Source organism: Streptomyces sp. NPDC007896 (assembly GCF_042959425.1).
GTDB lineage: Bacteria > Actinomycetota > Actinomycetes > Streptomycetales > Streptomycetaceae > Streptomyces.
Genome location: NZ_JBIBKX010000009.1, coordinates 37,382 through 62,267, shown reverse-complemented (window position 1 = coordinate 62,267; position 24,886 = coordinate 37,382). Strand labels below are relative to the sequence as shown.

Below are 24,886 nucleotides of genomic sequence, written 5' to 3'. Positions count from 1 at the left end.
TAAGGTTCGCCCATGGCAGGAAAGCGATCGTGTGGTCGGCGAGCCTCCTCCGTGCTACCAAGCATGGTTATCGTCGCGCCATGGACCATGACCTGGCACCGTTTCTGCTCCAAGACATCGAGTTCGATCCCAGCTACAGCCTTCTGCTCACGGGCTGGAGCGAGGTGATGCCGGCGATCCAGGCTTCGGGGCGGGAGGGGAACGGCTATACCTGGGAAGGTGTTGCGCGACTCCTCGTGGCCCGGCACCTGCCCGAGGCAGCAGATCAGGTAGAGCACGATTCCGAGTCCGGGATGTTTGCCGTGTACTCGTCCAATCGCCAGGTTCTTGAAGCCTTGGGCATCCTCATGCGCGACCTGTATCGATCGCCCGAGCAACTGGGCGTCTTCCTGACCACGGCCGATCCGGACTCCTTTGACTACTGACACCAGCCCTGAGTAGTAGACGACAAAGGTGAAGCCCAATGACAGGGGCCCCGCCTGGGGCGGGGCCGGGGGTTGTTCAGGAGGAGGTGCTCGTATCGGCGGCCGCTGTCCGGGCAGTGGTCGCCTCGAGTTCGGTGTGGCGCTGCTGGAGCTGGTCTATGACCGTGCTATCGGTCAGGGCCGTCTTGATCAGGGCGCGTTGGTACTCCATGCCGTCGAAGACGCCGCGGTGGTAGCGGCACTGGTCCTGGGCTTCGGCGCAGCCGGGCAGTCCTCCCAGTCCAGCGGGTCGTACGGCGCGGTCTCCGGTCCGGGGAGCTCCAAGACCGTCCGGCAGGTGGCGGCGGGGGAGTGGGGGCTGCTGGTGAACAGGTCCTTGTGCCAGGTCGGCGGCAGGTCGCGGAGGGAGACGGCCAAGGCGCCGAGCGGCGGGTGTCGGTCTGGACGGTTGCCGGGCGGGTGGAGGACGTGGCGTTCACCGCCTCCCCGGAGCAGCTGGCCACCCTCGCCCTGTACCGCAAGGGCGAGTCCGACTTGGTGTGCTGGGACGGCATGTGGTTCCTGCTGTCCACCTGCGAGGTGCCCGAGGCTCCGCTCAACGCCGAGCCGTCGGACTTCCTCGGGATCGACCTGGGCATCGTGAACATCGCCACCACGTCCGACGGCGAGATCATGGCAGGGCGCGAGATCAACCGGATCCGGGTCCGCGAGCGCAAGCTCCGTACCAAACTGCAGAAGAAGAACACCCTGTCCGCGAAGCGCCGCCTGAAGAAGCGCAGGCGCAAGGAGGCGCGGCGGGCGCGGGACATCCACCACAAGATCGCGAAGCATGTGGTGGCCGAGGCAGAACGCACCGCACCGGTCGCGGGATCGCCCTGGAAGACCTGACGGGCATCCGTGAACGGGTACGGCTTCGCAAGCCCCAACGGGCCACCCACTCCTCCTGGTCGTTCGCCCAGCTGGGGAGCTTCGTCGGATACAAGGCCCGCCGGGCAGGAGTGCCGGTGGTGTACGTCGATCCGGCGTACACCTCCCGCACCTGCGCCGAGTGCGGCCACGTCGACAGGGCGAACCGGGTCTCCCAGGCCTGGTTCGCGTGCCGGAACTGCGGATTCGTTGATCACGCAGACCGCAACGGCTCCCGCAACATCCGCGCCAGAGCATGGGAGTTGTGGCGACGCGGGGCCCCGTCAACGGCCCCCGCCCCACCCCGGAAGCACCGGATGGGGCTGGACGCAAACGCAGCATCACCGCCAGTGACGCCCGTTGTGCAAGCCCGGTGCTTTAGCGCCGGGTAGTTGACCTCCGAGTGGCTGCTCGACCTCACCCCGGCCGGACTCGCCGAGATGAGCGACGAACTTGAGGCGCTGGCCCGGCGCTGGCGGGAGCGAGGCAAGGCCGCCAAGACGGCCGGTGACGCCGAGGACCGCGAGCACGTATCCGTGCACCTCTACGGCCGTAGGGCTATGCCTGGACGTCACGGTGGTCGATGTGCCGCAGTCCGCAGAAGGCATACAGCTCTCCAATGGCGGAAAGGCGCCGGCTGTAGGGCCCCTTTGGTGCCTGCCCCAGTGCTGCAAGGTTCTTGTCCCGTAACAGGTGCCGCTTACTGCCTGTTGGGATCTTTGGAGAAGATCACTCGATAGTGCATATGGGCTGCCTGGGGTGTGTTCGGTGGCCAGACTCGAACCGCGTTGTGCCGAACACTGCTACGTGCTGCTCTGTGCCAGCCGGCCGGAGCCGGGGCGGGCTTTGCCGCAGGGGGACATGCTGTGACACACCATGACGGCCGCAAGCTGGGCCTGACCGAGGACACGGTGGCCCTGGTGGCCGGCCTTGCCGATCTGGCGGTCTGCGGGCTGAGCAGCGCGGTGGGCGGCGTCAGCGGCCTGCTGCGTCGCGCCGATCTCGGGGACCTTCTGGTGGACGGCCAGGAGGAGACCAAGGCGCGTGGCCGCCTGCTCCTGGACCGGCATGCGGCCGGGGCGCCGGCTCACCTGGAGGTCCTCGCCCGCACCGTGACCGCTCGCACCCAGGCGGAGAGCGGCAGTGAGTGAACGGGATGAGCACGCCTTACTGAAGAAGCGCATTGATCAAGTCCTCGGCGAATTCGTTACCGTGGAAGCACAGGCGCTGGCCGATATCGATGCCTGTCTGGCGCCGGTTGCAGAGCAACTTCATGCCGCGACCGGGCACGGCAAGCGGCTCAGGGCGGCGTTCTGCTACTGGGGCTGGCGCGGGGCCGGCCAGCCCGACAGCGAGGCGCTGGTACGCGCCGCCGGCGCGATCGAGCTGGTCCATGCGGCCGCCGTCGTGCACGACGACCTGATCGACCACAGCCGCACCCGGCACGGCCGACCCACCGGGCACATCGCCCTGCGCGGGGTGCTCACCGGTCATGCGCGGCCGAAGGCCGGCGCCCGGTCCCTGGCGATGCTGGTGGGTGATCTGCTGATGTCGATGGCCGGGCAGCTGTTCACCACCTCCGGCCTGCCCGGCGCCTTCCTGAGCAGGGCCCGGCCTGTGTGGGCGGTTCTGGCCCGCGAACTGGTGGCCGGTGAGTGCCTGGAGGTCTTGCGCACCGGAGCCGAGCCGGACCCGGACGCATCGGTGAAGGTGATCCGTTATAAGACCGCCAAATACACCGTCGAACACCCTTTGCAGATCGGCGGCCTTCTCGCCGGCGCCCCGCCGCGGCTGTTGCAGGCGTACAGCGACTACGGCCTGCCGCTGGGCGAGGCATTCCAGCTGCGCGATGACCTGCTGGGCCTGTTGGGCGATCCTGAGGAGACCGGCAAGGATCCGGCCGATGACCTGGCCGGGAACCGGCCCACCGCTTTGATGGCTCACGCGCTCACGTCCGCCACCAAGGCGGAACACGGCGAGCTGCACCTCCTGCTCGGTCAGGCGAAGCTCAGCGAGCAGCAGGTGGAACGGGTCCGGGAGATCGCTCACCGCACCGGGGCCGTCGCCCGCGTCGAAGACATGATCAACGCCCGGCTGCGTGAAGCACACGACGTCCTGGCCGACGCCGATCTGACCACCGAAGCACGCCGCGCGCTGTCGGCCTTGGCGACCGTCTCAGCCACCCGCACTCACTGACCGCCACCCCACCGAAGGAGCACTATGACCTACACCCAAGCGTCCATGGACGCCCTGCGCACCGAAGGGGACGAACTCGCCGACGCGACCGTGGCGGCACTGTTCGAGCGCGGAGAGGTCGGCAAGTTCAACACGCTCATGCGCTACGTCTCCACCGTCGGGCAGGACCTTCCCGAGGGGCTGCCCGACGTCGCCCGCGAGTACCTGGAGACCAGCACGCCCCCAGCCTGGGTGGACTGGGGTGAGATGGAGAAAGCACGGCTGTTCTTCATAGACAACAACGTGCACATCTCCACGGCGCTGTCGTTCGCCTCGATGCCCGCCTGCTACATCCTGCCCCACGTGGCCAAGCTGCTGTCGGCCACCCACTCGCTGAAGTACCCCTCCAAACGGATGGCTGAGACGGGCCAGTTCACCGTCTACCTCATGCAGCCCGGCGCGTTCGAAGCCGGCAGCCGTTTCATCCCCGCAGCCCAGAAGGTGCGGCTGCTGCATGCCTCCATCCGCCACCACCTCAAGCGGGAGGACCGCTGGGACACCGCCACCCTGGGCACGCCGATCTGTCAGGAGGACATGATCGGCGGGCAGATGATGTTCTCCATCCAGGTCCTCGACGCCCTGCACCGCCTTGGCATCCACATGAGCAACGAAGGCGCCGAGGCCTACTACTACGCCTGGCGGGTGGTCGGCGCCATCCTCGGCATCGACCAGGACCATGTCCCCAAGGACCTGCAGGCAGCCCGCGAGTTCTCCGACCTGTACATGACCCGCCACATGGGCCCCAGTGAGGAAGGCGCCCGGCTCACCCGCCAGCTCATCGACCTCTACGAAGAAGTCGTGCCCGGCACCTTCTTCGACCCGATCGTCTCCGCCCTGATCCGCTACCTGATCGGCGACACCTGCGCCGACTGGTTGCAAGTCCCCCGCACGACCTGGGACACCGTCGTCAAGGCCGCCCCCACCTTGCTGGGACTGCTGGAAACCATTGAGGACCGCTCACCCCTGGCGGGCTGGGCCCTGGACCGACTCGGCCACCTGACCAGCATCTTCGAACTGTCCTCCCTCACCCGCGGCCGCGTCATGCACTACGCCATCCCCGAACAGCTCAAGAACGACTTCGGAGTCAGCAGCACCATCCCGCCCAAAAACCGCTGGACCCCGCCGCCGGCAACCATCAGCCAGTAGCGACAACAACCTTCAGGGGCACCGCGGCGCGGCCGCCGACAAACCATGCCCGCACCCGTGGCTGGAGTGAAGTGGGCGGGGTGGGCGGCCCGGACGCTTCCGGGGTCGGGGTGCGCTTGGGGACGTCGGCGGGGGAGAGGTCGGGGGCAGGTGCGATGTCAGCGTGCGGGGTGGCGCCACCGGCCGGAGGCGTCGAGGGCGACGTCGACGCCGACTTCCCCACCAGTTCAGGTTCCACCGGCTGATGTTCAACGTCTCCTGGCTGCCCCGGCCGTTCAGCGGGAGTGCAGCAGGCGGTGACGCCGCAGCAGGAGTCGCTGCCCGTGCTCGCCTCAGCCTTGTTGCTGGTGGTGGGCTTCGTGGCGCGGACGATGGCGGAGTGCATGCCGTCGGCGACCGCGTGGATGGGGCTGAGTTCGATGTTGGTGAACCCGGCGGCTTCGAGGCCCTGGCGGTACTCGGCGAAGGAGAGGGCTCCGGCGATACAGCCGACGTAGTCGCCGCGCTCGGCACGCTGATCGGGGGTGAGGGTGTCGTCGGCGACGACGTCGGAGATTCCGATCCGGCCGCCGGGCTTGAGGACCCGGATCATCTCGGCGAAGACGGCGGGCTTGTCGGTGGACAGGTTGATGACGCAGTTGGAGATGACGACGTCGATGGTGTTCGCGGGCAGCGGGATGGCCTCGATGGTGCCCTTGAGGAACTCGACGTTGGTAGCGCCGGCCTTCTGCTGATTCTCGAGCGCGAGGGCGAGCATCTCCTCGGTCATGTCGAGCCCGTACGCCTTGCCGGTGGGGCCGACGCGGCGAGCGGAAAGCAGTACGTCGATGCCGCCGCCGGAGCCGAGGTCCAGGACGCGTTCGCCTTCGTGGAGGTCGGCCACCGCGGTCGGGTTGCCGCAGCCGAGGGAGGCGGCGAGGGCCTCAGCGGGCAGGGTGTCGCGCTCGTCTTCGGCGTACAGGGTGGAGCCGAAGTTGTCGTCGATCTCGAGGGCCTCGGGTCCGCAACAGGCGGTGCCGCCTGCGCCAGTCGACCATTTCCATAAACCATGAATATAAAAATGCTATGCTTCGAGCGTGAGTCGTCAAGACACCGCTCCTGGCGCGTCCGCCGCCATCGGGGCAGCCCTCTACGGCCTGGCCACCAGGGCCGCGAGACGCCTGCCCCGGGACATGAGCCTGACGTCCGCCGCCACCCTGGCCACCCTGGACCGGACCGGCCCGCGGCGCATCACCGATCTGGCCGCGGTCGAGGGCGTCACCCAGCCCGCGATGACCACCCTGGTCCGGGTGATGGAGGAGTCCGGCCTGGTCGAGCGGCGGGGCGACGCGTCCGACAAGCGGGTCACGCTGGTGTGCCTGACCGAGGCCGGCGCCTCCTATGTCCGGACGCGGCGCCAGGCGGGCGTCCACGCGTTCGAGCGGTTGATCGGCGAGCTCACCGGCGACGAGGTCGAGGCGCTGGTGGCGGCCCTTCCGGCGCTGAAGCAGCTGGCAGAGCTCGAAAGCCAGGACCGCGAAGGGCCGAAGCAGTGACCGGGCAGCGGGTCGGCGGGGTCGCGGTGAAGGCGTTCCCGGTGGCGCGTTCCGAGGCGCGGCTGCTGGTCCCCGCCCTGATGTTCATCGCTCTGGTCGTGGCGGCGGTCGCCAGCCTCGGGACGCCGCTCATCACCAGCGTGGCGACCTCGTTCCACGTCTCGCTCGGCAGCGCGCAGTGGACGCTGACCGTCGCGCTGCTCAGCGGCGCCGTCGCCACGCCGGTCCTGGGCCGGCTCGGAGCCGGCCCGCACCGGCGGGCCACGATCCTCGCCACGCTGGCGGTCGTCGTCGCCGGCAGCGCGCTCACCGTGCTGCCGCTGCCGTTCGCGTGGCTGCTGGCCGGCAGGGCGGCCCAGGGCGTCGGGCTCGGGCTGACGGCGCTGATGATGGGCGTGGCCCGGGACCACCTCCCCGAGGAGCGCAGCGCGGCCGTGATCGCCCTGATCTCGGTGGTCTCGATCATCGGGGCCGGCGTCGGCTACCCGCTGGCCGCACTGCTCGCCGAGCTCGGCGGGGTACGGGCCGCCTACGGCCTCGGCCTGGTCGTCACCGCCGCCGCCCTCCTGACCGCGTGGCGCTCCATGCCCGAAGCCCCCGAAGGCCGCTCCGCCCACGTGGACGTGGCAGGCGCGGTCGTCCTGGCTGCTGCGCTGCTCCTGGTGCTGTTCCTCGCCGGCGAACGGAATCTGTGGAGCCGGCACCTCGCCGTGGCGGCGGGCCTCGCCGTCGTCGCGGTGGTGCTGCTCTGCGTCTGGGCCGTCATCGAGCTGCGCAGCACGACGCCCCTGGTCGATGTGCGGGCGGTGCGGCACCCGGCGGTCGCCGGGGCGAACCTCGCCATGTTCGTCGGCGGGATCGGCATGTACCTCCTGCTCACGCTCATCACCCGGTACGCGCAGACGCCGCACGGCGCCGGCTACGGCTTCGGGCTGACGACCTTCGTCGCCGGGCTGGTCCTCATCCCGTTCTCGGTGCTGGGGTTCGTCGCCGGCAAGCTCACGCCGCGGGTCCGGACGCGGATCGCCGACCCCCTGCTCCTGGCCGGCAGCGCCGTCGTGGTCGGCGGCGGGTTCGCCCTGTTCGCGGCGGCCCGGTCGGACCTGGCCGAACTGTTCGCGGCGATGGGCGTGCTCGGCTTCGGCGTCGGCGGCTTCTCGGCCGCGATGCCCGGCGTCATTCTGGCCGTCACCCCCAAGAGCGAGACGTCGAGCGCCATGAGCTTCCACTACGTCGTCCGCAGCGTCGGGTACTCCCTGGGCAGCGCCATCGGCGGCCTGATCCTCGCCGCGGGCACCGGCCCCGGCCACTTCTTCCCCGACGACAGCGCCTACACCACCGCGGCGCTGGTCGGCATCGGCGCCATGGCGATCACGACGCTGACAAGCCTCGCTCTCGCCCGCCGACGCTCGTCCGAGACCAACTCGTAAGTCAGATGCACTCATCCCAACACTGGAGGTTCCATGCCCAAGGGCTACTGGGTCAGCGTCTACCGCACCATTTCAGACCCTGAGAAGCTGGCTGCTTACAACAAGCTGGCCGGTCCGGCCGTCGAGGCCGGGGGCGGTCGGACCTTCGTCCGTGGCGGTCGGGTCGTGGCGCATGACGCCGGAATCGCCGAGCGCACCGTCCTGATCGAGTTCGACAGCTTCGAGCAGGCCGTCGCGGCGCACGAGAGTGCGGCCTACCAGGAGGCGCTGGTCGCCCTCTCCGACGGCGTCGAGCGCGACTTCCGCATCGTCGAAGGCATCGACTGACCGAGGTCCAGTCGGATCTTCACTGAAGATCCACCATCTTGGTTTTCGCTGGTGCGGCTGCTGTGTGGCGGGGTTCGTGGGTGCTCGTGCTGGTCGTGGGCGGCTGTCTTCGGTCTTGATCGTCTGTCAGCGGTCGAGGTCGACTCGATGACGACGGACGACATCTCCGGCTACCGGGACGAGTACCGCCAGGCGTTGGAAGCGGTGATCGAGGCGAAGGCCGAGGGCCGGCAGCCGCCCAAGCCGAGCACCGAGGCTGAGGAGCCGGGCGGCAAGGTCGTCGACCTGATGGCCGCCCTGCAGGAGAGCGTCCGCAAGGCCCAGGCTGCGCGAGGCGAGGACGCCGGCGAGGCCGAGGTCCGCGAGATGCCGACGGCCAAGAAGAAGGCGGCCGGGAAGACGGTGGGGAAGGCGCCTGCCAAGAAGACCGCGACGGCGAAGAAGCCGGCCCGGCGGCAGCGGGGCGCCTAGCGTGCCACGCGGTAGCGGAGGTAGACGACTCTTGAGCTGAAGGTGCGGGTCTCGACGAGTTCGAGATCCACCCGGCGCTCGTGCTGGGGAAAGAACGGAATGCCACCGCCGACCAGCACCGGGTAGACCCTGGCCCGGTACTCGTCGATCAGACCCAACGCGGCCGCTTCGGCGGCGAGAGTCGCGCCGCCGATCGCGATGTCGCCCTCTCCCGGCTCGGCTCGCAACCGCTCGATCTCCTCCGCCAGGCCGCCGGAGGCCAGCCGGGCATGGCCCTGCACCGCCGGCAGCGTGGTGGAGAACACCACCTTGGGGAGCGGCTTCCAGATCGCGGCCCACTCGAGCATGGAGTCGTCGAGCGATGGATCCTGGTCGGCGGTCTCCCAGTACAGCATCGTCTCGTACAGCCGTCGTCCCAACAGGTGGACGCCGACCTCTCGAATCTCGTCGATCCAGGAGCGAAAGACCTCCTCGTCGGGCGCCGTCCAGTCGAAGTCGCCGTCCGGCCCGACGATGTAGCCGTCAAGTGAGACGTTCATCGAGTAGGTCACGCTGCGCATCAGAAGTCCTCCTCGTAACGGGTTCGACAGTACGACCGCCGGACGCTGCAGGACTCATCGCGGCTTGCGGGATCCCCTGGGCATGCGTGCTCGGCCCCCGGGCTGCATCTTCTGGTTACGCCGGCCGGCCGCCTGTACGCGGCTCCTGCCTCGATCCGACACGCCTCATATCCATATGCAAGTTGTGTGACTGCTGTGCTTCGATGACATGAACGCGGCGGGGGCATGCGTTAGTTGACGGTGTGTACCCGCTGTTTCGACCACACAGGGGGAATCGGACAAGCCGGTGGCGTGCCTGTCTTGGAACACGGCGGCATCCGGCGCTGGACTCCGGGCGAATCTCAGTGCCTGGCCCACACCCAACTGGTGTGACGATCACGGCGCGAGCGCCCAGTGGTACGTCACCCGTTTCAAGGCCTGCGGCATCTTTCCCGCTGATCTGACCGTGCATGATTCCCGTACTGGGGAAGTAGTCGGCCGGATGCACTACCTGACCGTGGCCTACGCCTACAGCGTGCGGGACGACAAGCGCTGGGCGTACCAGGTACTGCTCGAGCAGGTCTCCAGCTCGGGCGCCGCCACCGGCAGCAGCGCGAGCGGCAGCGGCACGTGTGCGGGCAAGTGCAAGGTGCACCACGGAGACTTCCCGTCCCAGCCGATGAGCCAGACCAAAGACGTAGTCGGCGAGTTCTTCCTCGACTCGACCATCCGAGCCACGCCCAAGGGCGACAAGGGCGAAGGCCAGGCGTCGGCCTCGTGGAAGTTCCCCCACCCCGCCTGGGCCGGCCCCGTCAAACGCGGTGACGCTGCCCACGCCGCCCGTGCGCTGCGACAACGCTCTGCCCGGCACGTCCAAGATCGGCTGTGTCATGCCGAACATCCCGGAGATGGTGTACGCGAAGAACGGGCCGTACCCGGAGCTGGCCAAGCACATTGAGTACGCGCAGAACACGAAGAACCTGCCCGGCAAGCACAGCACCAAGCGCTACCTCCCCCGGCTGACGAACCAGTCCAAGATCACCCAGAATCGCAAAAAGGCCTGCCCGTCCAGCCGTCACCGGCCTCCTGGCAAGCAGTGCGACGAATATCCCTTCGCCTCGACCTGGCAGGGAGCCTCGACCGGTGGCGGGAAGTTCAGCTGGCGCCTGATCAACGCAACGCAGAACGAGGACGGTGGCCGGGCCCTGAAAAACTTCTACGGGTATAACCGCATCATTGAGAAGGACAAGTTCCGCGTCTGGATCAAGTAGCCGCCAACCGCGGGTAGAGGACTGCAATATGAGCGATGAGGTTGAACGAGACAGCCAGCACGTCCCGGTCGAGTACCACCATTTCGACATCAGCGACGAGGACGGACCCACCGGCCTCGACCTGGACCGCACTCACAACGGACTCGTCAGGACCGCTGACGGCGTCACCATCGTCAGCACGGGGATCCACACCGGCTACGTCGACGTCACCGTCTCGCTCCACGAGGCCGAACCGTCACCCGACGACGGCAACTGGCAGGAGATCGTGGAGATCTCGGCCCACTCCGCGGCCGGCGGCTTGATGGTCCGCGGCATGATGGCCGACCTCGAGGAAGAACTCCCCGTGCTGTCCTTCAGGGGGCCAGGCGACTACCGGCTGCGTATCCACGCCCGCGGCCGGGACACCGCCGTCGACCTCGCACCCGACGAAGTCACCGAGTGGTACCTCATCCAGGCCTGGCCCGCACCCCGGCAAGAAGCGGCCGCCCTCCGCCTCACGGACGGCTACGGAGCCACAGTCCGCCAGCGCTGACCCCAGCGCCCGGCCGCCACCGACACGCCCGCTGCCCGCCTGCCCGTACCTGGGCAGGCGGGCAGCTCAGCATGAGCTGGGGCACAGCACGACCGTCGCCGGCGGTTCCGGACGAGGCACGGCTGACTCCAACGGCAGTCGCAGGCCCCGAGCCCTGCCCCGTTCTGTTCCGAAGAAGCCGCCTCGGATCGGACCGCAGGGCAGTTGCACGCGCGCCGTTCTTCACCCGAGACCGAGGGTGCTGAGGGCCGTGGTCCAGTCGGTGACGATGGCCTTCTGCGCGGCCGTCAGGGAGACCTTCCCGGCGCAGACAAGCGCCCGTCCGGCCGCGTGCGTGGTGATGTCCGGCGGGCCGACAAATCCCACACAGGACAGTCGAGATGTCAGTCAGTCGGCGAGTCAGACCCACCCGCGGCGTCACCACGTCACATCCTCACTGTCAGTCGAGGATGCGGAGCTGGGCGTCGGGCTTGCAGTGCGTGCAGGCGCGCACGCCCGAGGTGAGGAGCCGGCGTGCTTCGTCGCGCGGGACGGGGCGTCGTCGTTTGCCCGCGGCGTAGCAGCCGCCGACATGCACTTCGATGGGCGGGCGTCCGTTGCCGATGCCGAGTTCGACGATCCAGTCCGGCTCCTGCGGCCGGTTGTTCCGGCCCTGTTCCTGTTCGGCGTTCCGCTCCTGGAGGGCGGCGATCTTGGTGTCGATGCGCTGCAGCCACATGGCGTACCACACCCGCATTCTGTGGAATCAGCTTTGTCAAGCCCGCGGCTCAGTAACGAGCCGGGCCGGTTCAGCAGGCGCCGCAGAACGGCTCAGCGGCCGTCACTCTGCGTCATCCAAAGATGCGTCCTCTTGTAGGCTCGCATTTCACATGTCCCTTTCTTATTTGACGATGGCCTTTGTCCGGCCCAAGGGACAGAGCGATGAGACGCACTCTCTTTTGATCGATTACGTGTCGGAGTGCTGATCTTGCTCTGCGCCGGTGCCACGCTCTGGATCCCGCCGAGTGATGGTCTTCCGTGGGGGCCGGAAACGTCTGCCGCGGATCGGGCGGAGCGACTATGAGGCGTCGCGAGTGAAGCGCCAGGCTCCGCAGGTGAGGGCGAGTGCTAGGTAGAGGGCAAGGTCGACGAGGGCGAAGGAGAGGGAGGGGGTGCGTTCCGGGTGGAGGGGGTGCGGGTGGAGCTGGCCGAGGGCGTCCGCAGCGTTGCTCAGCATGAGCTTGCTGGGCAGATAGGACCAGCCTTCGGCGGCCTTGGCTGCGCCGTAGCCGAGATAGACCAGGGCGAAGAGCGCGGCGATGGCTCCGGCGGTGTGCCGGATGACGGCCCCGAGGCCGTAGCCCACGACGGTGACGACGAACAGGTAGAGCCCGGCACAGGACACGGCGCGAAACACGCCTGGAGTGCCCAGACCGACGTCAAGGTGCTGCTTGGCCAGGACGGCCTGCCCGATGAAGAAGCTGGTGAACGCGGCCAGTTCGCCCAGTAGCAGGGCGAATCCGCCGATGACGAGGGTCTTGGCGGTGTAGGCGAGCACGCGCCGGGGCGTCGCGGTCAGCGTCGAGCGGATCAGTCCGGTGGTGTATTCGCTGCTGACGCCCAGCACGCCGAGGACGCCGAAGGCGAGGACGGCGAAGGCGAAGCCGGAGAGTGAGTCGCCCACCGGGTCGAACTGGGCCCGGTCGGCCGTCATCATGTGGGGCCAGGCGTTGGCGGTGTGCGCGACGTCCATGACGCTCAGCGCCAGGCCGAATGCCACGGCGATGAGGGCGGTGATCCAGGTCGAGCGGAGGGAGCGCAGCTTGATCACCTCGCTGGCCATGGCACCTGTCAGTGCAGTGGGCATCAGTGTTCCGTCCCTTCGGTCCGGTACTCCACGGCGGATTCGGAGAGGTCGAGGTAGGCATCTTCCAGTGAGGCGCCGGCAGGAACGAAGTCGGTGATCGGGACGTCAGCGAGCAGACGTCCTCGCCCGATGACGAGAAGGTGGTCGACGGTGAGGGCCATCTCGCTCATCAGGTGGCTGGAGACAAGGACGGTGCGTCCTTCGGCGGCCAGCGACCGCATGAGGTTACGGATCCACCGGATGCCTTCCGGGTCCAGGCCGTTGGCGGGTTCGTCGAAGATGAGCACGGGCGGGTCGCCGAGCAGGGCGGCGGCGATGCCCAGGCGCTGCTTCATGCCGAGCGAGTAGGTGCCGATCCTGCGGTGGGCGACGTCGGCGAGGCCGGTGAGGGCGAGCACCTCATCGATTCGCCCGCGCCGGATGTGGTTGGTGGCCGCGAGCGCGGCCAGATGCGCCCGCGCCGTACGGCCCCGGTGGACGGCCCCGGCGTCGAGGAGCGCGCCGACACGGCGCAGCGGCTGTTCGGCCTGGCTGTAGGGCACGCCGTCCACCAGGGTGCGGCCGGCGTCCGGGGTGTCCAGGCCGAGGACGGCCCGGATCGTGGTTGACTTCCCCGCGCCGTTGGGACCGAGGAAGCCGGTCACGCGGGCGGGCTGGACCTCGAAGCTGAGGTCGTCGACGGCGGCCTTGCGGCCGAAGCGTTTGGTGAGATGTTCGCATCGAATCACGTCCATGACGATGCCGGGACGGGCGAGACTCTTCATCTGCCCGCGGGCAGGTCCTTTCGGGCCCGGGTCTGCCGTACGGCATAGGGCCCGCGGACGATGTGGGCATGACCGGGAGACGCATAGGCTCAGGTCGTGGAACGGAAGACGCAGGCGGCCCCGGAGTCGTTCCGGCCCTATTGGCCGGAGGCCCTTGTTGTTCTGTCATTGGCGGTGTGCGGCCTGGCACCGTGGCATCCGCAGGCGATTTTCTGGGGCGGGTTGCCGCTCGCCTTCGCGCTCTTCTGCGTCACGTCCCTGCGCCCGGCCCGCACCGCGGGAATCGCCCTGGCCGCGGCCCTGGCGATGGCGCTGTCCACCGGCCTGCCCAGGTTCGAACACACCGGGGCCGTGGTGCCCTTCGCGCTGCTCTTCGCCGTCGCCTGGGCGGTGGGCTTCGCGGTCGGCCAGCGGCGCCGGTATCTGCACGCGCTGGTGCGGCAGGAACGCGACCGCGCCGATCGGGAGGCGGCCGCGGAACGGCTGCGAATCGCCCGCGAGCTGCACGACAGCATCGCCCACTCGATGAGCGTGATCTCCGTCCAGGCAGGCTTCGGCCGCCTGGTGCTCGACGACCGTCCCCAGGACGCGCGCAGCGCGCTGGAGGCGATCGAGACCACCGGCCGGCAGACCCTCGTCGAGCTGCGCCGCATGCTCGGCGTGCTGCACGACGACACCCACGACGCAGGCGACACGGGCCTGGCCCCCGCCCCAAAACTCGCCGACCTGAACCGTCTCACCGAACGGACCCGGCGCCCCGGCCTGCGGATCGACCTCACCGTCACCGGGCACGCCAGGCCCCTGCCCCCAGGGCTGGAGGCAGCCGCGTACCGGATCGTCCAGGAAGCGCTGACCAACGTGGTCAAGCACGCCGACGCGAGCACCGCGCACGTCACCGTCGCGTACGGACCCGGCGAGCTGACCCTCACGGTGATCAACGACGGCAGCATCCGGCCGGCCCCGGGCCGCACCGGACGCGGGCTGCCCGGGATGCGTGAGCGCCTCGCCCTCTACGGCGGCACCCTGCAGGCGGGGCCGGCCGCGACTGGCGGCTTCCGGGTACGGGCCAGCATCCCCGTGGACAGGCCACAGCCCACTGCCGCCGCACGGGAGCGACCGTGACCATCCGGGTCCTGGTCGCCGACGACCAGCAGCTGATCCGCATCGGCCTGGCCGGAATCGTGGACACCGCCCCGGACCTCGCGTCGATCGGCAGCGTCGCAACGGGCCGGGACGCCGTCGCAGCAGCCGCCGAACACCGGCCCGACGTCGTCCTCATGGACGTGCGGATGCCCGAGATGGACGGCATCGAAGCCACCCGTCGTATCACCGCCGCCGGCCACGCCCGTGTCCTGATGCTCACCACCTTCGACCTCGACGAATACGTCTTCGGCGCACTGCGCGCCGGGGCCAGCGGCTTCCTCCTGAAGGACGCCCCGCCCCTTGACCTGCTGTCCGCCGTCCGCACCGTCGCCCAGGGCGAGGCGTTGCTCGCGCCACGCGTCACCAAACGGCTTATCGCGGCATACGTCAACAGGCCGGCGCAACCGCACGTCAAGGAACCGCCGCGGCTGCCCGAGGGCGTCACCACGCGTGAACGCGAAGTGCTGCTGCTCGTCGCCGAAGGACTCACCAACGCCGAGATCGCCGAACGGCTGTACATCGGCGCGGGCACGGTGAAGACCCACGTCGCCCGGCTGCTGGCCAAGCTCGACGCCCGCGACCGCGTCCAACTCGTCATCCACGCCTACCGCAGCGGCCTCACCGGCTAGTCCGCCAGCCCTCGACTGTCCCCGAGAAGCCAAGATCGTGAGACACGACGCCTTGGCCCACAAATGAGACAAACCATAAACACGCAGGTCCCCACGACGGAACGGGACATTCCAAATGAGGCCCTACACCTCACCAGTTCCGAGGCTGTAGTAAAAAGGCGAAGGCCTGTCGATTCCCGCACGCTCCAGGAACAGCGCCTCGTAGTGCTGCAGCAGCTCCATGCCGGAGTCGACCTCCGGGGGCCGTCCCGTCCTCCTTGAAGCTGCCGAGAAGAAGCTGCGTCCAGCGCTGATCGATAGCCGTGCCCTTGCCGATAACCTCATCCGCCCTGGTCAGAGCCCGTGTGCCGTGATCTTCGTTCCGTCGGATGCTGAGGCCGACGCAGTGCTCTGGCGGAGATGACGATCACCTCGGCATGATGGTCGCTCGTGCTGTTGAAACTCGCCTACCTGAGCGTGACCAACATGTTCGCGATGCTGCGACTGCTGCCGGTGAGCACCCGGGACAAGGATGTAGAGATCCTGGCTCTACGCCATCAGATCACCCTGCTGCAACGGCATCTGAACGGGCAGCGAGTCCAGTTCGCACCGGGGGATCGGGCGTTCCTGGCGGCGCTGCTGCATGACCTCCCGAAGGAGGCGCTGTTCCGTATGCGGTTGCTGGTGCGGCCGGACACGATCCTGCGTTGGCACCGTGACCTGGTCGCCCGCCGGCATGCCGCCCGATCCCGGCCCCACCGCGGGGGCAGACCCCGCACCGTCCGCTCCATCCGGGCCCTCGTACTGCGCCTGGTCCGTGAGAACCCGAGCTGGGGGTACCGGCGCGTGCACGGCGAACTGCTGGTACTCGGAGTGAAGGTAGCCGCGTCCACGGTCTGGGAGATCCTCCAGGACGCCGGCATCCCGCCGGCCCCCGAACGGGCGTCGAGCACCTGGTCGGACTTCCTGCGCTCCCAAGCGGACGTCCTTCTGGCGTGTGACTTCTTCGAGACCGTCACCTTGTCCGGGGCGCGGTTGTACGTCTTCGCGGTGATCGAGCACGCCAACCGGCAAATCCGGGTCCTGGGCGCCACTGCGCATCCCACCGCGGCCTGGGTGACCCAGGCGGCGAAGAACCTCGTCATGGACCTCGAAGACGCCGACTGCCGGGCAAGGTTCATGATCCGGGACCGGGACGGGAAGTTCCCCGCACTGTTCGACCCCATCCTCACCAACGCCGGCATCGAGGTAGTCCTCAGCGGCGTGCGAATACCGCGCATGAACTCGATCATGGAACGGTGGGTGCAGACCTGCCGCCACGAACTCGTGGACCGCACCCTGATCTGGAATCATCACCACCTGCTCCGCGCGCTGAGGGAGTTCGAGCAGTTCTACAACGGGCATCGACCGCATCAGGGCATCGCCAACGCCCGCCCACTGCACCCATTGCCCCCACCGATCACCGATCCGGGGCAGATCGCCCGCCTCGACATACGAAAACGCGACCGACTCGGCGGCATCCTCCACGAGTACCAACATGCCGCGTGACCTGTACGGACGAAGTTTTCGGCAAGGACTCCTCTTTTCCTTCGGGATGGGAGCACCCGCCCCCGGCGAAGTCGGCCACAGTCGTACGCGCGGCTGGCCTTCCCCGTCGCCTACACGGAGGTCTGCTCTGCGGCGGGCTTGGGCTTCCGGCAGGGCCCGGGGCGGCCGGCCACCCTAGGGCCCGCGAGCCCCCCGGCGCGGCGCGGCAGTCGCACCGCCACCCGCCACGAATCTCTCGGCGCGGCCCGGCTAGAGCCCCGTACCCGGCAGCAGCTGGCCTGTCAGATCCCGCGCCTAGGCTGTCTGCAGAGATTCGATCAAGGAGCAGGGCAGTGCGAATAGAGCGTCACCAGGTGGGCGGGTCCGTCGTGTCGGCAGCACGCGAGGACTTCACGAACCGTATCGGGGGTCAGGTGCGGTCCATGTCGCGGGCCGGCCGGATGGCCACCTACGAGTGGCAGTCGATCGCCGACGAGTTCCTCGACTACCTGGGCGCCCTCTCCGTCGAGACACCTGACCTCGACACCTCGGAGGCCAAGGCCGCCCTCAAGGACGCCTCCGAGGCCGCGGCCGGCGCTGTCGCCTACGCGGCGTACCACCCGCACTGCAGCTTCCAAGTCTTCCTGGAGTACGTGAACTTCGGCATGAGCTACGACCCGGGTGAGGATGCCCCCGAGGAGAGCGTCACGCCCGGGGAGTGGATCGACGCGCTCTGCCTGTCGGTCCTCAGGGACAAAGCCAAGTGGCACGGCGAGGCCTTCCACTTCGCCCGGGAGAAGTTCGCCGCGCAGGCGCAGGGAACGCCCGCCGGCGAGCTCGCCACAGGATTGATGGCCGTGGTCCTGGACGACACCGGTGACGACGAGGAGTACCCGCCGAGCGCGCAGGTCAAGCTCGCCGCCATTGACGCGGCCCTGGACCGCATCCGTACCCGCGCCGGGGAGACGGGCGAGCCCCTCCTGGACCGGCCGGACAGCGTAGCGCTGCACACGCTGCGCGCCCTGGCCGCCGAAGACCGGGAGGCCTTCGATGCCGCGCTGGCCGACCTCCTGGTCAGGCACACCACCCTGCACGGCCCCGCAGCCTCCCCGAGTACCCTTCTCCCGCTTGTCCCCATGGCCCTCGCCGCGCTCGCATACCGGATCCTGGGCTGGGCGCCTGCCGTCCACACCGACTACCTCCCGCACGCACTGATCACCGGCTTCGAGAGCCGAGGCTCGCGGGTCGCGGGGTTCGGCCGGAACCGGCGGCCGGACGCGGTGGCCGCGCTCGCCGCAGGCCCACTGGCGGTGGAACGGCCGGCCCTCGACTGGACGGTGGGCCCGCAGATCGAGGCCATCTACGAGGAACACGCTCGGGAGGCGTTCACCCCCGTCGACGGCAAACCCCTCGCTGTCCGGCAGCTCGGCAGCGTCATGAGCGACCAGGAGCGCCTCTTCAAGTGGCGCGCGGGGAACCCCGGCGGCGTCACGGACGCCCAGCTTGCGAACCTTCGGCTGGCCTCCCAGTTGGGGGCGGCCCTTTTCCGCATCGCACTGGCGGAGCCGGGCACCGAGGTTGAGGTGACCATCGACGGCCGCAAACTGCGCTACCCGGCCCAGCGGGACGAGGAAGCCGGAGCCGGCAACTGGCAGACGGCCACGACCTTCGCCCTCATCACCGGCGCACGCGAAGACCTCGCCCCGCTGGTCCTCACCGGCCCTGCCTTCGCCCGCCCGGACGGCTCCGCCTTCACCGCGTACCGCGAAGCCCTCCACGCCTACCTGAAGGGCACCGATCCCGAACCGGCCGCGCAGCGGGCCTTGCAGCAGGCAGAGAAGGCCAAGGACTGGGGCTTCGCCATGCCGCCGGCCGTGCTGCTGTCGCAGCTCGTGGAAGGCGACGAGGAGAGCTTCAACCTGGCCCTGGCCGACGCGCTCGAAGCCCACCGCGACTACTACCAGGTCGCCGACCGCGCCGACGATCCGGATGCTTCCGTCAACCTCGACGTCCTCGCCCTGGCCTGCCACGCTCGCCGCCGCGGCTGGGACATCCGCGTCGAATCCCCCTACCTTCCGCAGGGTCTACTGCGCGCCGCCGAACCCTTCTAGGGGCGGGTCCACGGCGGAACGGCCCTGCTGGCCTCTCCGCCGCCCGGCCTGGCTCTCTGCGGTTGTCGTCGCCTGGCGAAGGTCGTCCTCGTAGCTGTGGTGGATCCACTCCAGCACGCGAAGCTCGGCCTCCGTCGCGGTGGAGGCGTCAATCGCGAACGTGGTGGTGGCGCAGGGCCACCCCTCGTCCGGACGCTCGAAAACCGTGTCCCTCACGCGCTGGGCGTGCCAGGCAGTCTCGGGGTCCTGGGGAACGGGCGGGAGGGTCACGGGGTAGTCGGTGGGCATGCAGTCCTCATTCCTGGTGGCCGCGCGCGTCGGTGATGGCGATATTTGAATCTGGCTCTGGCCGCTGTTCCGTGAAGTGCAGGCAGGCTGAGGATTGAGGCCGGGTACGGGCAACGAAGCGGCCTCCGGAGGTAAGTGACTGTTTTCGATCCTCGGTTTTGTGTGGCTTTGGGCACTAAGCTGACGGCGTGTCCGATGGCGCCGGGCGGACGGCCGGGCGAGTGTGCGAGGGCTGTGGTGAACGGCTGAGGCCGGAGGCTCCAGCTCGTGCGAGGTGCTGTCCGGCCGCGACGCCGACGCTGCACCCGGCCGGCGGAGGACTGCCGCGTCGGTCGGCTAGGATCCGGTCTTTGTCCCGATGCCGTGGGCGAGGAGGCTCTCGGCGGTGTCCTCGATGGTGTCGTCGATGGGGCGCGCTCGCCATCCGAGGAGCTTCTCCGCCTTGGTGCTTGTGGCGTCGAGATCCCGGCCGAGCTGGTGCTTGAGCAGTCGCAGTTCCGGGTTCACGAGGCCCAGTGTGCGGGCGAGCCACACGGGCAGTTCATGGGTCGGGGCCTTCGCGGCGCGCTCACCGAGGCGGTCGTGCAGGACGCGTGCTATGTCGATGACGCGCAGGCTGTGCCCGGCGATGGCCAGGAAGCGTTCGCCGGCGGCTGCCGGATCGGTCATCGCGCGCAGGTGCAGATCCGCGACGTCGCGGACGTCGACGAAGCCCATCGCGAAGGGAGGGCACGCGGGAACCTGTCCTTCGAGCATTCTGCGGACCAGTCGCAGGGATGGCGGGTCGTCCAGGCCGAGCAGGGGGCCAAGGACCCCCACGGGGTGGACCGCTGCCAGTTCCAGACCGCCGCCTTCGTCCTGGATGAACTGCCAGGCGGCGCGTTCGGCGAGTGTCTTGGAGCGCTGGTAGGGCGGGATGTCGCTGTCGACGTTCGTCCAGTCCTCCTCGGTGAACGGGGTCGAGCGCGGGGGGTGCCCGATCCCGATGGCGCCGAAGGCGCTGGTCAGGACGACCCGGCGCACACCGGCGTCGCGGGCGGCGCGCAGCACCCGCAGGACTCCCTCGCGTGCCGGGACCACCAGGTCGTCGTCGTTCGCCGGCGTATGACGCAGCGTCGGCGAGGCGACGTGCAGGACGAACTCGCAGCCGGCGACGGCAGCATCCCAGCCCTCGGGCTGTTCGAGGTCGGCGCGTACGACCGTGAGACGGTCGTCGTCGAACGGTGTGGCCGCGTGCAGCCAGGACCGTAGTGCCGGTTCGCGCCGCAGGTCGCGGACCGTGGTGCGGACGGTGTGCCCGGCATCCAGCAGGGCCTGGATGCACCAGCTTCCGATGAAGCCGGTTCCTCCGGTGACCAGTACCTGTGTCATCTGTCTCTCCTCAGCTCTCGGCTCGTGCGGTAAGGGGTGCCAGCGGGTGCGTCGCACGGTGGTGGCGCTGGGTGGCGGCCACGCTGCTTCCGAGGAGGGCGTGGCCGATCATGATCGGGTAGATGACGGCGCGTTCGAACAGGCCGATGTTCCACATCCAGCCGGTGAACACGTTGGTCATGAAGAGGGGGAACGCGATCAGTCCGGCGGTGCCGAGCGCGGTGCTCGCGATCGAGCGGCCCCTGGTGAGGCCGATGCGGGTTCCGCTGGTTCCGACGGCGATCGCCATGATGTTGCCGGCGAGCATGACGCCCTGCGCGCCGAAGGTTTCGAAGTGATCACCAGCGTGCCCGGCCTGGGCATCATCCTCGGTGCCGAGTTCCTCGCCGCCACCGGCGGCGACATGAGCGTCTTCGGAACTCCCGACCGGCTCGCCGGCTTCGGCGGCGTCGCCCCAGCACCGCGAGATTCCGGGAAGATCAGCGGCAATCTACGGCGCCCCCAGCGATACAACCGCAGGCTCCAACGCGTCTTCTACACCTCCGCCTTGTTCAGCATCCGAACGTGCGAGGAGTCCCGCCGGTTCTACGATCGCAAACGAGCCGAGGGCAAGCGTCACACCCAGGCCGTCCTCGCTCTCGCCCGACGCCGTGTGAACGTCCTCTGGGCCCTTCTGCGCGACGGACGGTGCTACGAACTCACGCCGCCCACCGTCCTCGCGGCTTGACAGACCGCATTAGGAATCGATGACGAGGCGTTCGATGAGGCCGTCGCGGAGTGTGAACTGGTAACGCAGATCGATGGTCCCGCCGGGGAAGTCGCCCTCGAGGTGGTGGGTGGCGATGTAGCGGGTTGCGTCGGTCTGCTGGGCGCCGGTGAGGTGGATGGTGTAGGTGAATTCGGTGGCCGATCGGTCGAGCCACTTCCCGATCGCCTTGGTGCCCTCGTAGGTGTTGCCGTCGTCGATCACGGTGGCTTCGCGGGTGAACGCCGTGATTGCGGTTGCGGTGTCGTGGGCGCGGTGCGCTGTCAGGTAGCGGGTGATCACCTCGGGCAGGGTGTCCGGGGTGCTGGTTCGGGGCTGGTTGTCGTGCATGACGCTCCTTGGGGTGGTGGCGGGTTCAGACGGTGGGGGTGGTGCCGCCGTCGATGACGTGTTCGGCGCCGACGATGGCCGATGCGCGGTCGGAAACGAGGAAGGCGACGAGCTCGGCGACTTCCTCGGGCCGGTTGGGACGGCCCAGCGGGATGCCGCCCAGGGAGTCCATGAGCCGGCCCAGCGCTGCTTCCTGCGTGATGTCTGCTTCGTGGGCGATCCGGGCGACGAGGTTGTCGGCGGCCGAGGTCTGCACGAAGCCGGGCGAGACGGTGTTGACGCGGACGCCGTGCGGGGCGACCTCGTTGGCCAGGCCCTTGCTGTAGGTGGTCAGGGCGGCCTTGGCGGCTGCGTAGGCCAGGGTTCCGTTCCACAGCGGCATGCGGCGCTGGATCGAGGTGACATGGACGATCACGCCCTGACCCGTGGCGATCATGCGCGGCAGGAGCGCGCGGTCCAGGCGGACGGCGGCCAGCAGGTTCGTGTTCAGCTCCCTGGCCCAGTCGTCCTCGCCGAGCGCGGCGAACCCTCCGGCCGGCGCCTCGGACCCGCCGAGGGTGTTGACCAGGATGTCGACGCCGCCCACGCGGGCGTCCACCTCGGCGGCCACGTGAGAGGCGCCCTGGGCGGTGGACAGGTCGGCGGTGATGAACGCCTTCTCCTCGACGTCGTCGGGGCGACTGCGGGCCGTGACCAGCACGGTCGCGCCGGCCTGGGCGAGACGTCGGGCGATGGCGGCTCCGGTGCCCTTGGTGCCGCCGGTGACCAGAGCACGTCGGCCTTCGAGGGATTCGCTGATGGATGTGGTCACGGTGTGCTCCGTTCCCGGGTGCGGGCGCAGAAGGCACCGCTCCCGTCATTACTGCTAAAATAGAAGCTACTAACTTCGACTTTAGCAGTAACTGAGGGGATGGCCACCATGGCAAGCCGGATCAGGCTGGAGGACCGGGAGTGCCCGCTGTCCACGACGGTGGACCACGTGGGCGAGTGGTGGACGCTGCTGATCCTCCACGACGCGTTCGACGGCTACACGCGCTTCGACCAGTTCCAGGAGAGCCTGGGTATCTCCTCCAGCATGCTCACCACCCGGCTGAAGACCCTGGTCGCGGACGGGCTGCTGGAGCGCCGGCCCTACCAGACCAACCCCGTACGCCACGAGTACGTCCTCACCGAACTGGGTCGCTCCCTGCGGCCGGTGGTCGTCGCCCTGGCCGCGTGGGGCAACTCCCGCCTCACACCGGCCGAACGCAGCATGATCCTCATCGACGCGCACAGCGGCGAGGAAGTCGAGCCCGTCGTCGTCGACGCCAAGACGGGCCGCCGGCTCGACGACAGCGACACCTACGTCTTCACCGCAGGTCCTGCAGCCAGCGACGCCATGCGCCACCGATATGCGACACGACCGACCACCCCCGCGGAGGCGTAAGAGGTTGTTGTCTTTCCGGGCTTGAGGACTGCGTTCTCGCTGGTCAGGCATAGGGTCGGCGGTCTCGTGGCAGTGGTGACGTGTCGTGTCGTTGCTTTGGTGGAGGTCGAGGATGCCGTCGGTCGTGGGACTGCTGGAACAGCGTGAGCTCACCGCTCGCCGTTGTGTCGACGATCTGCGGGAGGAGGTCGACCGCCTCCAGGCGGAGCTGGCCGTGGCTGAGCGGGAGTGGAACGAGTGGGTCATCGCCCGCTCACGCGTTGGCGAGGTACTGGCCCCGGGCAACGACGCCGTCGTCGGCCCCGCTGCCTCCGAGGGTCTGCCGGCTCCCGGTGTGCAACCGGCGCGGCCCGAACCGGCGGAGGCGGCGAAGCCGAAAACAGTGGTGCCGGTGTGGCGCGCGGGGCTGGCCTGGTCGGCGCTGTCGGTGGACTACCAGCTCATCCTGCAGGCCCTCAGCGACCGTAACCGACTCGGTCAAGGAGCGTTGACGTGCCAGGAGATGGCCGCCTGCTTCGGCCTGGACCCCGTACCGGGAAAGGTGGAGGCACTGCGATCGAAGGCCAAGCGGCTGACGGCGCGCGGCTGGCTGATCGAGCCGGCACCTGGCCGATTCACGCTCGCGAAGGACGTGGCCGGGCAACGCGGCGGGTCATGAGCATCGTCATCGACCAGTAGACCATCGCCTCCGCGCTGGCGATGGAACGCTCGAAGTCGCGCACGAGACGGCGACTTCGCATCAAGTGGGCGAAGAACCGCTCGACGATCCACCGCTTGGGCAGCACGACGAAGCTGCGCATGTCGTCGCTGCGTTTGACGATGGCGAGGACCGGGGGCGAGGGCCGCGAGGCAGTACTCGACGAGGCTGCCGGTGTATCCGCCGTCGGCCCAGACCAGGGCCAGCAGGTGGTGCGCGGCAGTGACCTGGGTGAGCAGGACCTGGGCCGCGGCGCGGTCGCCCACATCCGCTGCGGTGACCATCACCGCGAGCAGTAGGCCAAGGGTGTCGACCACGACGTGCCGCTTGCGCCCGTTGATCAGCTTGCCGCCGTCGAAGCCGCGGCTGTCAGAGCCGACGACCGCGTCCGCTTTGACCGACTGCGAGTCGATCACGCCCGCGCCCGGCTCCGAGTCCCGCCCGGCCCGCTCGCGGACCAGGCGGCGGAGCCGGTCGTGGAACTCGCGGACCAGATCGTGGTTGCGCCAGCGCCGGAAGAACGCGTAGACCCGGTCCCACGGTGGGAAGTGGCAGGCATGGCCCGCCACTTCGTGCCGTTGTCGACCAGGTAGCGGATCGCGTCCAGCATCGCGCGGTGGCAATAAGCCTCCGGTTGCCCGCCCCGGCCCCGCAGCCAGCCCGGCACCGGCAGCAGTGGCCGGACCACCGCCCACTCGGCGTCCGACATGTCGGTGGGATACCGACGCTCGCGCCCCGTGGTCTCTGGCGTTCCCGAACCTGTGAGCCAGACAGTCACACGCGAGAGTGGCCGAAGTGGACCCCACTCCCGCGTTGCCGTAGAAATGCGACAACAGGGCCTCCTGGACCGCACGTTGGCTTCGACACCCTTCGAGCTACCAAGAGGCCCTAATCCGTTGCTAAGGGCGTTCCGAGGAAGCGGTTGGTTCCCGGGATGTTCGAGTGCCGGACCGTGACACCTCGTGGCTGCCGGGCGGGCAACGCCTCGCTTTAGACAGCGTGCATGGTCCTGGTGCTCATGGTGGTGGCGGTCACGTGAGCGCCGTACGGATGCCCCAAGAGGCCCTGGCGTGTGATGCCTCAAGGCAGAGCGGCGACATGCGGTGCAGCGTGGCCGCCCGGTCGGCTTGGTGACGCCCCGAGGCCGCCTCGCGGGTTTGAGCCCGGTGGCGCGACTGACGAACCTGGCGAA

Annotated in this window: 30 protein-coding genes and 5 pseudogenes; 20 read left to right on the top strand and 15 right to left on the bottom strand. The window is 68.9% G+C overall.

Going from position 1 to position 24,886, the window contains the following annotated elements; genetic code table 11:
• Positions 1 to 80: 80 nt before the first annotated feature.
• Positions 81 to 425: an Imm51 family immunity protein gene (locus tag ACFZDJ_RS27755; protein WP_391062692.1), complete on the top strand. Its 345-nt coding sequence runs from the start codon at positions 81 to 83 to the stop codon at positions 423 to 425.
• Positions 426 to 501: 76 nt separating this feature from the next.
• On the opposite strand, the gene ACFZDJ_RS27750 is transcribed toward ACFZDJ_RS27755, so the two are convergent.
• Both ACFZDJ_RS27750 and ACFZDJ_RS27745 read right to left on the bottom strand, forming a co-directional pair.
• Positions 502 to 636 (bottom strand): hypothetical protein, encoded by a 135-nt coding sequence (locus ACFZDJ_RS27750; protein WP_390940102.1) that lies wholly within the window; start codon positions 634 to 636, stop codon positions 502 to 504.
• Complete coding sequence (locus tag ACFZDJ_RS27745; protein WP_391063405.1) at positions 615 to 842, bottom strand: hypothetical protein; 228 nt, start codon at positions 840 to 842, stop codon at positions 615 to 617. Before ACFZDJ_RS27745 ends, ACFZDJ_RS27750 begins: the two co-directional genes overlap by 22 nt.
• A gap of 6 nt (positions 843 to 848) precedes the next feature.
• On the opposite strand from ACFZDJ_RS27745, the pseudogene ACFZDJ_RS27740 reads away from it, so the two are divergent.
• The 5 genes and pseudogenes from ACFZDJ_RS27740 to ACFZDJ_RS27720 form a co-directional block, all read left to right on the top strand.
• A pseudogene (locus ACFZDJ_RS27740) lies at positions 849 to 1,713 on the top strand (RNA-guided endonuclease InsQ/TnpB family protein); the annotation flags it as partial.
• A gap of 13 nt (positions 1,714 to 1,726) precedes the next feature.
• Positions 1,727 to 1,882 (top strand): annotated as a pseudogene (locus tag ACFZDJ_RS27735) (transcriptional regulator); the annotation flags it as partial.
• Positions 1,883 to 2,197: 315 nt separating this feature from the next.
• A complete protein-coding gene (locus ACFZDJ_RS27730; RefSeq protein ID WP_391062689.1) occupies positions 2,198 to 2,482 on the top strand; it encodes a polyprenyl synthetase in 285 nt (94 codons plus the stop codon).
• Positions 2,475 to 3,527: a polyprenyl synthetase family protein gene (locus ACFZDJ_RS27725; protein WP_390940098.1), complete on the top strand. Its 1,053-nt coding sequence runs from the start codon at positions 2,475 to 2,477 to the stop codon at positions 3,525 to 3,527. Before ACFZDJ_RS27730 ends, ACFZDJ_RS27725 begins: the two co-directional genes overlap by 8 nt.
• Positions 3,528 to 3,551: 24 nt before the next feature.
• On the top strand, positions 3,552 to 4,712 hold the full coding sequence (locus ACFZDJ_RS27720; RefSeq protein WP_391062686.1) for an oxygenase MpaB family protein: 1,161 nt from the start codon (positions 3,552 to 3,554) through the stop codon (positions 4,710 to 4,712).
• 331 nt (positions 4,713 to 5,043) lie between these two features.
• On the opposite strand, the pseudogene arsM reads toward ACFZDJ_RS27720, so the two are convergent.
• Positions 5,044 to 5,733: pseudogene (gene arsM, locus ACFZDJ_RS27715) on the bottom strand (arsenite methyltransferase); the annotation flags it as partial.
• A gap of 151 nt (positions 5,734 to 5,884) precedes the next feature.
• Here arsM and ACFZDJ_RS27710 point away from each other — a divergent pair.
• From ACFZDJ_RS27710 to ACFZDJ_RS27695, 4 genes are all read left to right on the top strand, one after another.
• Positions 5,885 to 6,247 (top strand): MarR family winged helix-turn-helix transcriptional regulator, encoded by a 363-nt coding sequence (locus tag ACFZDJ_RS27710; RefSeq protein WP_168516743.1) that lies wholly within the window; start codon positions 5,885 to 5,887, stop codon positions 6,245 to 6,247.
• Positions 6,244 to 7,677 (top strand): MFS transporter, encoded by a 1,434-nt coding sequence (locus ACFZDJ_RS27705; protein WP_391062684.1) that lies wholly within the window; start codon positions 6,244 to 6,246, stop codon positions 7,675 to 7,677. Before ACFZDJ_RS27710 ends, ACFZDJ_RS27705 begins: the two co-directional genes overlap by 4 nt.
• A gap of 33 nt (positions 7,678 to 7,710) precedes the next feature.
• A complete protein-coding gene (locus ACFZDJ_RS27700; RefSeq protein ID WP_168504335.1) occupies positions 7,711 to 8,004 on the top strand; it encodes a DUF1330 domain-containing protein in 294 nt (97 codons plus the stop codon).
• A gap of 147 nt (positions 8,005 to 8,151) precedes the next feature.
• Positions 8,152 to 8,475 carry a hypothetical protein gene (locus ACFZDJ_RS27695; protein WP_391062681.1) on the top strand — a complete coding sequence of 108 codons (324 nt, stop codon included), beginning with the start codon at positions 8,152 to 8,154 and terminating at the stop codon, positions 8,473 to 8,475.
• Here the strand turns inward: ACFZDJ_RS27695 and ACFZDJ_RS27690 are convergent.
• Positions 8,472 to 9,035, bottom strand: coding sequence for a dihydrofolate reductase family protein (locus ACFZDJ_RS27690; protein WP_391062678.1), 564 nt, complete (start codon positions 9,033 to 9,035; stop codon positions 8,472 to 8,474). The genes ACFZDJ_RS27695 and ACFZDJ_RS27690 overlap by 4 nt on opposite strands.
• An 800-nt stretch (positions 9,036 to 9,835) precedes the next feature.
• On the opposite strand from ACFZDJ_RS27690, the gene ACFZDJ_RS27685 reads away from it, so the two are divergent.
• Together ACFZDJ_RS27685 and ACFZDJ_RS27680 are read left to right on the top strand one after the other, a co-directional pair.
• Entirely contained in the window at positions 9,836 to 10,285 is a 450-nt protein-coding gene (locus ACFZDJ_RS27685; protein WP_391062675.1) for a NucA/NucB deoxyribonuclease domain-containing protein, read from the top strand.
• Positions 10,286 to 10,313: 28 nt separating this feature from the next.
• Positions 10,314 to 10,817: a hypothetical protein gene (locus ACFZDJ_RS27680; protein WP_391062672.1), complete on the top strand. Its 504-nt coding sequence runs from the start codon at positions 10,314 to 10,316 to the stop codon at positions 10,815 to 10,817.
• Positions 10,818 to 11,039: 222 nt separating this feature from the next.
• On the opposite strand, the gene ACFZDJ_RS27675 is transcribed toward ACFZDJ_RS27680, so the two are convergent.
• The 4 genes from ACFZDJ_RS27675 to ACFZDJ_RS27660 all read right to left on the bottom strand — a co-directional run bounded on the left by ACFZDJ_RS27675 (position 11,040) and on the right by ACFZDJ_RS27660 (position 13,427).
• Complete coding sequence (locus ACFZDJ_RS27675) at positions 11,040 to 11,183, bottom strand: hypothetical protein (protein WP_391062670.1); 144 nt, start codon at positions 11,181 to 11,183, stop codon at positions 11,040 to 11,042.
• A 73-nt stretch (positions 11,184 to 11,256) separates the two neighbouring features.
• A complete protein-coding gene (locus ACFZDJ_RS27670; protein ID WP_391062667.1) occupies positions 11,257 to 11,535 on the bottom strand; it encodes a DUF6233 domain-containing protein in 279 nt (92 codons plus the stop codon).
• A gap of 339 nt (positions 11,536 to 11,874) precedes the next feature.
• On the bottom strand, positions 11,875 to 12,663 hold the full coding sequence (locus ACFZDJ_RS27665) for an ABC transporter permease (RefSeq protein ID WP_391062665.1): 789 nt from the start codon (positions 12,661 to 12,663) through the stop codon (positions 11,875 to 11,877).
• Positions 12,663 to 13,427, bottom strand: a complete 765-nt coding sequence (locus ACFZDJ_RS27660) for an ATP-binding cassette domain-containing protein (RefSeq protein ID WP_390941772.1) — start codon at positions 13,425 to 13,427, stop codon at positions 12,663 to 12,665. Before ACFZDJ_RS27660 ends, ACFZDJ_RS27665 begins: the two co-directional genes overlap by 1 nt.
• A 96-nt stretch (positions 13,428 to 13,523) precedes the next feature.
• Between ACFZDJ_RS27660 and ACFZDJ_RS27655 the strand changes: the two genes are divergently transcribed.
• The 4 genes from ACFZDJ_RS27655 (at position 13,524) to ACFZDJ_RS27640 (ending at position 18,816) form a co-directional block, all read left to right on the top strand.
• Complete coding sequence (locus ACFZDJ_RS27655) at positions 13,524 to 14,549, top strand: histidine kinase (RefSeq protein WP_391062662.1); 1,026 nt, start codon at positions 13,524 to 13,526, stop codon at positions 14,547 to 14,549.
• Entirely contained in the window at positions 14,546 to 15,199 is a 654-nt protein-coding gene (locus ACFZDJ_RS27650) for a response regulator (protein WP_390941768.1), read from the top strand. Before ACFZDJ_RS27655 ends, ACFZDJ_RS27650 begins: the two co-directional genes overlap by 4 nt.
• Before the next feature lie 429 nt (positions 15,200 to 15,628).
• On the top strand, positions 15,629 to 16,726 hold the full coding sequence (locus ACFZDJ_RS27645) for an integrase core domain-containing protein (RefSeq protein WP_391062659.1): 1,098 nt from the start codon (positions 15,629 to 15,631) through the stop codon (positions 16,724 to 16,726).
• A gap of 353 nt (positions 16,727 to 17,079) precedes the next feature.
• Complete coding sequence (locus ACFZDJ_RS27640; protein ID WP_391063356.1) at positions 17,080 to 18,816, top strand: Imm49 family immunity protein; 1,737 nt, start codon at positions 17,080 to 17,082, stop codon at positions 18,814 to 18,816.
• On the opposite strand, the gene ACFZDJ_RS27635 is transcribed toward ACFZDJ_RS27640, so the two are convergent.
• The 3 genes from ACFZDJ_RS27635 to ACFZDJ_RS27625 all read right to left on the bottom strand — a co-directional run bounded on the left by ACFZDJ_RS27635 (position 18,790) and on the right by ACFZDJ_RS27625 (position 20,782).
• Positions 18,790 to 19,104 carry a hypothetical protein gene (locus tag ACFZDJ_RS27635; protein WP_391062656.1) on the bottom strand — a complete coding sequence of 105 codons (315 nt, stop codon included), beginning with the start codon at positions 19,102 to 19,104 and terminating at the stop codon, positions 18,790 to 18,792. The two genes, ACFZDJ_RS27640 and ACFZDJ_RS27635, sit on opposite strands and share 27 nt — an antisense overlap.
• A 336-nt stretch (positions 19,105 to 19,440) precedes the next feature.
• Positions 19,441 to 20,475, bottom strand: a complete 1,035-nt coding sequence (locus ACFZDJ_RS27630) for an NAD-dependent epimerase/dehydratase family protein (RefSeq protein WP_391062655.1) — start codon at positions 20,473 to 20,475, stop codon at positions 19,441 to 19,443.
• A gap of 10 nt (positions 20,476 to 20,485) precedes the next feature.
• A complete protein-coding gene (locus ACFZDJ_RS27625; protein WP_391062652.1) occupies positions 20,486 to 20,782 on the bottom strand; it encodes a hypothetical protein in 297 nt (98 codons plus the stop codon).
• Between the two features lie 27 nt (positions 20,783 to 20,809).
• On the opposite strand from ACFZDJ_RS27625, the pseudogene ACFZDJ_RS27620 reads away from it, so the two are divergent.
• A pseudogene (locus tag ACFZDJ_RS27620) lies at positions 20,810 to 21,202 on the top strand (transposase); the annotation flags it as partial.
• A gap of 9 nt (positions 21,203 to 21,211) precedes the next feature.
• On the opposite strand, the gene ACFZDJ_RS27615 reads toward ACFZDJ_RS27620, so the two are convergent.
• Together ACFZDJ_RS27615 and ACFZDJ_RS27610 are read right to left on the bottom strand one after the other, a co-directional pair.
• Entirely contained in the window at positions 21,212 to 21,571 is a 360-nt protein-coding gene (locus ACFZDJ_RS27615) for a nuclear transport factor 2 family protein (protein ID WP_391062650.1), read from the bottom strand.
• A gap of 25 nt (positions 21,572 to 21,596) precedes the next feature.
• The gene (locus tag ACFZDJ_RS27610; protein WP_391062648.1) at positions 21,597 to 22,382 is read right to left on the bottom strand and encodes an oxidoreductase; all 786 of its coding nucleotides are present in this window, start codon (positions 22,380 to 22,382) and stop codon (positions 21,597 to 21,599) included.
• Positions 22,383 to 22,490: 108 nt separating this feature from the next.
• Here ACFZDJ_RS27610 and ACFZDJ_RS27605 point away from each other — a divergent pair, with 108 nt between their 5' ends.
• The 3 genes from ACFZDJ_RS27605 (at position 22,491) to ACFZDJ_RS27595 (ending at position 23,993) form a co-directional block, all read left to right on the top strand.
• Positions 22,491 to 22,997 (top strand): winged helix-turn-helix transcriptional regulator, encoded by a 507-nt coding sequence (locus ACFZDJ_RS27605; RefSeq protein ID WP_391062645.1) that lies wholly within the window; start codon positions 22,491 to 22,493, stop codon positions 22,995 to 22,997.
• Between the two features lie 112 nt (positions 22,998 to 23,109).
• Positions 23,110 to 23,655 (top strand): hypothetical protein, encoded by a 546-nt coding sequence (locus ACFZDJ_RS27600; protein WP_391062642.1) that lies wholly within the window; start codon positions 23,110 to 23,112, stop codon positions 23,653 to 23,655.
• A 116-nt stretch (positions 23,656 to 23,771) separates the two neighbouring features.
• Positions 23,772 to 23,993: a hypothetical protein gene (locus ACFZDJ_RS27595; protein ID WP_391063402.1), complete on the top strand. Its 222-nt coding sequence runs from the start codon at positions 23,772 to 23,774 to the stop codon at positions 23,991 to 23,993.
• On the opposite strand, the pseudogene ACFZDJ_RS27590 reads toward ACFZDJ_RS27595, so the two are convergent.
• Both ACFZDJ_RS27590 and ACFZDJ_RS27585 read right to left on the bottom strand, forming a co-directional pair.
• Positions 23,886 to 24,110: pseudogene (locus ACFZDJ_RS27590) on the bottom strand (transposase); the annotation flags it as partial. The gene ACFZDJ_RS27595 and the pseudogene ACFZDJ_RS27590 sit on opposite strands and share 108 nt — an antisense overlap.
• On the bottom strand, positions 24,107 to 24,403 hold the full coding sequence (locus tag ACFZDJ_RS27585; protein WP_362405013.1) for a transposase: 297 nt from the start codon (positions 24,401 to 24,403) through the stop codon (positions 24,107 to 24,109). The gene ACFZDJ_RS27585 and the pseudogene ACFZDJ_RS27590, both read right to left, overlap by 4 nt.
• Positions 24,404 to 24,886: the final 483 nt, after the last annotated feature.

Bases quoted from the DNA above. Each gene is read 5' to 3' on its own strand.
- ACFZDJ_RS27755 (WP_391062692.1), top strand. From the start codon at position 81: ATGGACCATGACCTGGCACCGTTTCTGCTCCAAGACATCGAGTTCGAT.
- ACFZDJ_RS27750 (WP_390940102.1), bottom strand. From the start codon at position 636: ATGGAGTACCAACGCGCCCTGATCAAGACGGCCCTGACCGATAGCACG.
- ACFZDJ_RS27720 (WP_391062686.1), top strand. From the start codon at position 3,552: ATGACCTACACCCAAGCGTCCATGGACGCCCTGCGCACCGAAGGGGAC.
- ACFZDJ_RS27710 (WP_168516743.1), top strand. From the start codon at position 5,885: ATGAGCCTGACGTCCGCCGCCACCCTGGCCACCCTGGACCGGACCGGC.
- ACFZDJ_RS27700 (WP_168504335.1), top strand. From the start codon at position 7,711: ATGCCCAAGGGCTACTGGGTCAGCGTCTACCGCACCATTTCAGACCCT.
- ACFZDJ_RS27695 (WP_391062681.1), top strand. From the start codon at position 8,152: ATGACGACGGACGACATCTCCGGCTACCGGGACGAGTACCGCCAGGCG.
- ACFZDJ_RS27690 (WP_391062678.1), bottom strand. From the start codon at position 9,035: ATGCGCAGCGTGACCTACTCGATGAACGTCTCACTTGACGGCTACATC.
- ACFZDJ_RS27680 (WP_391062672.1), top strand. From the start codon at position 10,314: ATGAGCGATGAGGTTGAACGAGACAGCCAGCACGTCCCGGTCGAGTAC.
- ACFZDJ_RS27670 (WP_391062667.1), bottom strand. From the start codon at position 11,535: ATGTGGCTGCAGCGCATCGACACCAAGATCGCCGCCCTCCAGGAGCGG.
- ACFZDJ_RS27665 (WP_391062665.1), bottom strand. From the start codon at position 12,663: ATGCCCACTGCACTGACAGGTGCCATGGCCAGCGAGGTGATCAAGCTG.
- ACFZDJ_RS27660 (WP_390941772.1), bottom strand. From the start codon at position 13,427: ATGAAGAGTCTCGCCCGTCCCGGCATCGTCATGGACGTGATTCGATGC.
- ACFZDJ_RS27635 (WP_391062656.1), bottom strand. From the start codon at position 19,104: ATGCCCACCGACTACCCCGTGACCCTCCCGCCCGTTCCCCAGGACCCC.
- ACFZDJ_RS27630 (WP_391062655.1), bottom strand. From the start codon at position 20,475: ATGACACAGGTACTGGTCACCGGAGGAACCGGCTTCATCGGAAGCTGG.
- ACFZDJ_RS27625 (WP_391062652.1), bottom strand. From the start codon at position 20,782: ATGCTCGCCGGCAACATCATGGCGATCGCCGTCGGAACCAGCGGAACC.
- ACFZDJ_RS27615 (WP_391062650.1), bottom strand. From the start codon at position 21,571: ATGCACGACAACCAGCCCCGAACCAGCACCCCGGACACCCTGCCCGAG.
- ACFZDJ_RS27605 (WP_391062645.1), top strand. From the start codon at position 22,491: ATGGCAAGCCGGATCAGGCTGGAGGACCGGGAGTGCCCGCTGTCCACG.
- ACFZDJ_RS27600 (WP_391062642.1), top strand. From the start codon at position 23,110: ATGCCGTCGGTCGTGGGACTGCTGGAACAGCGTGAGCTCACCGCTCGC.
- ACFZDJ_RS27585 (WP_362405013.1), bottom strand. From the start codon at position 24,403: ATGTCGGACGCCGAGTGGGCGGTGGTCCGGCCACTGCTGCCGGTGCCG.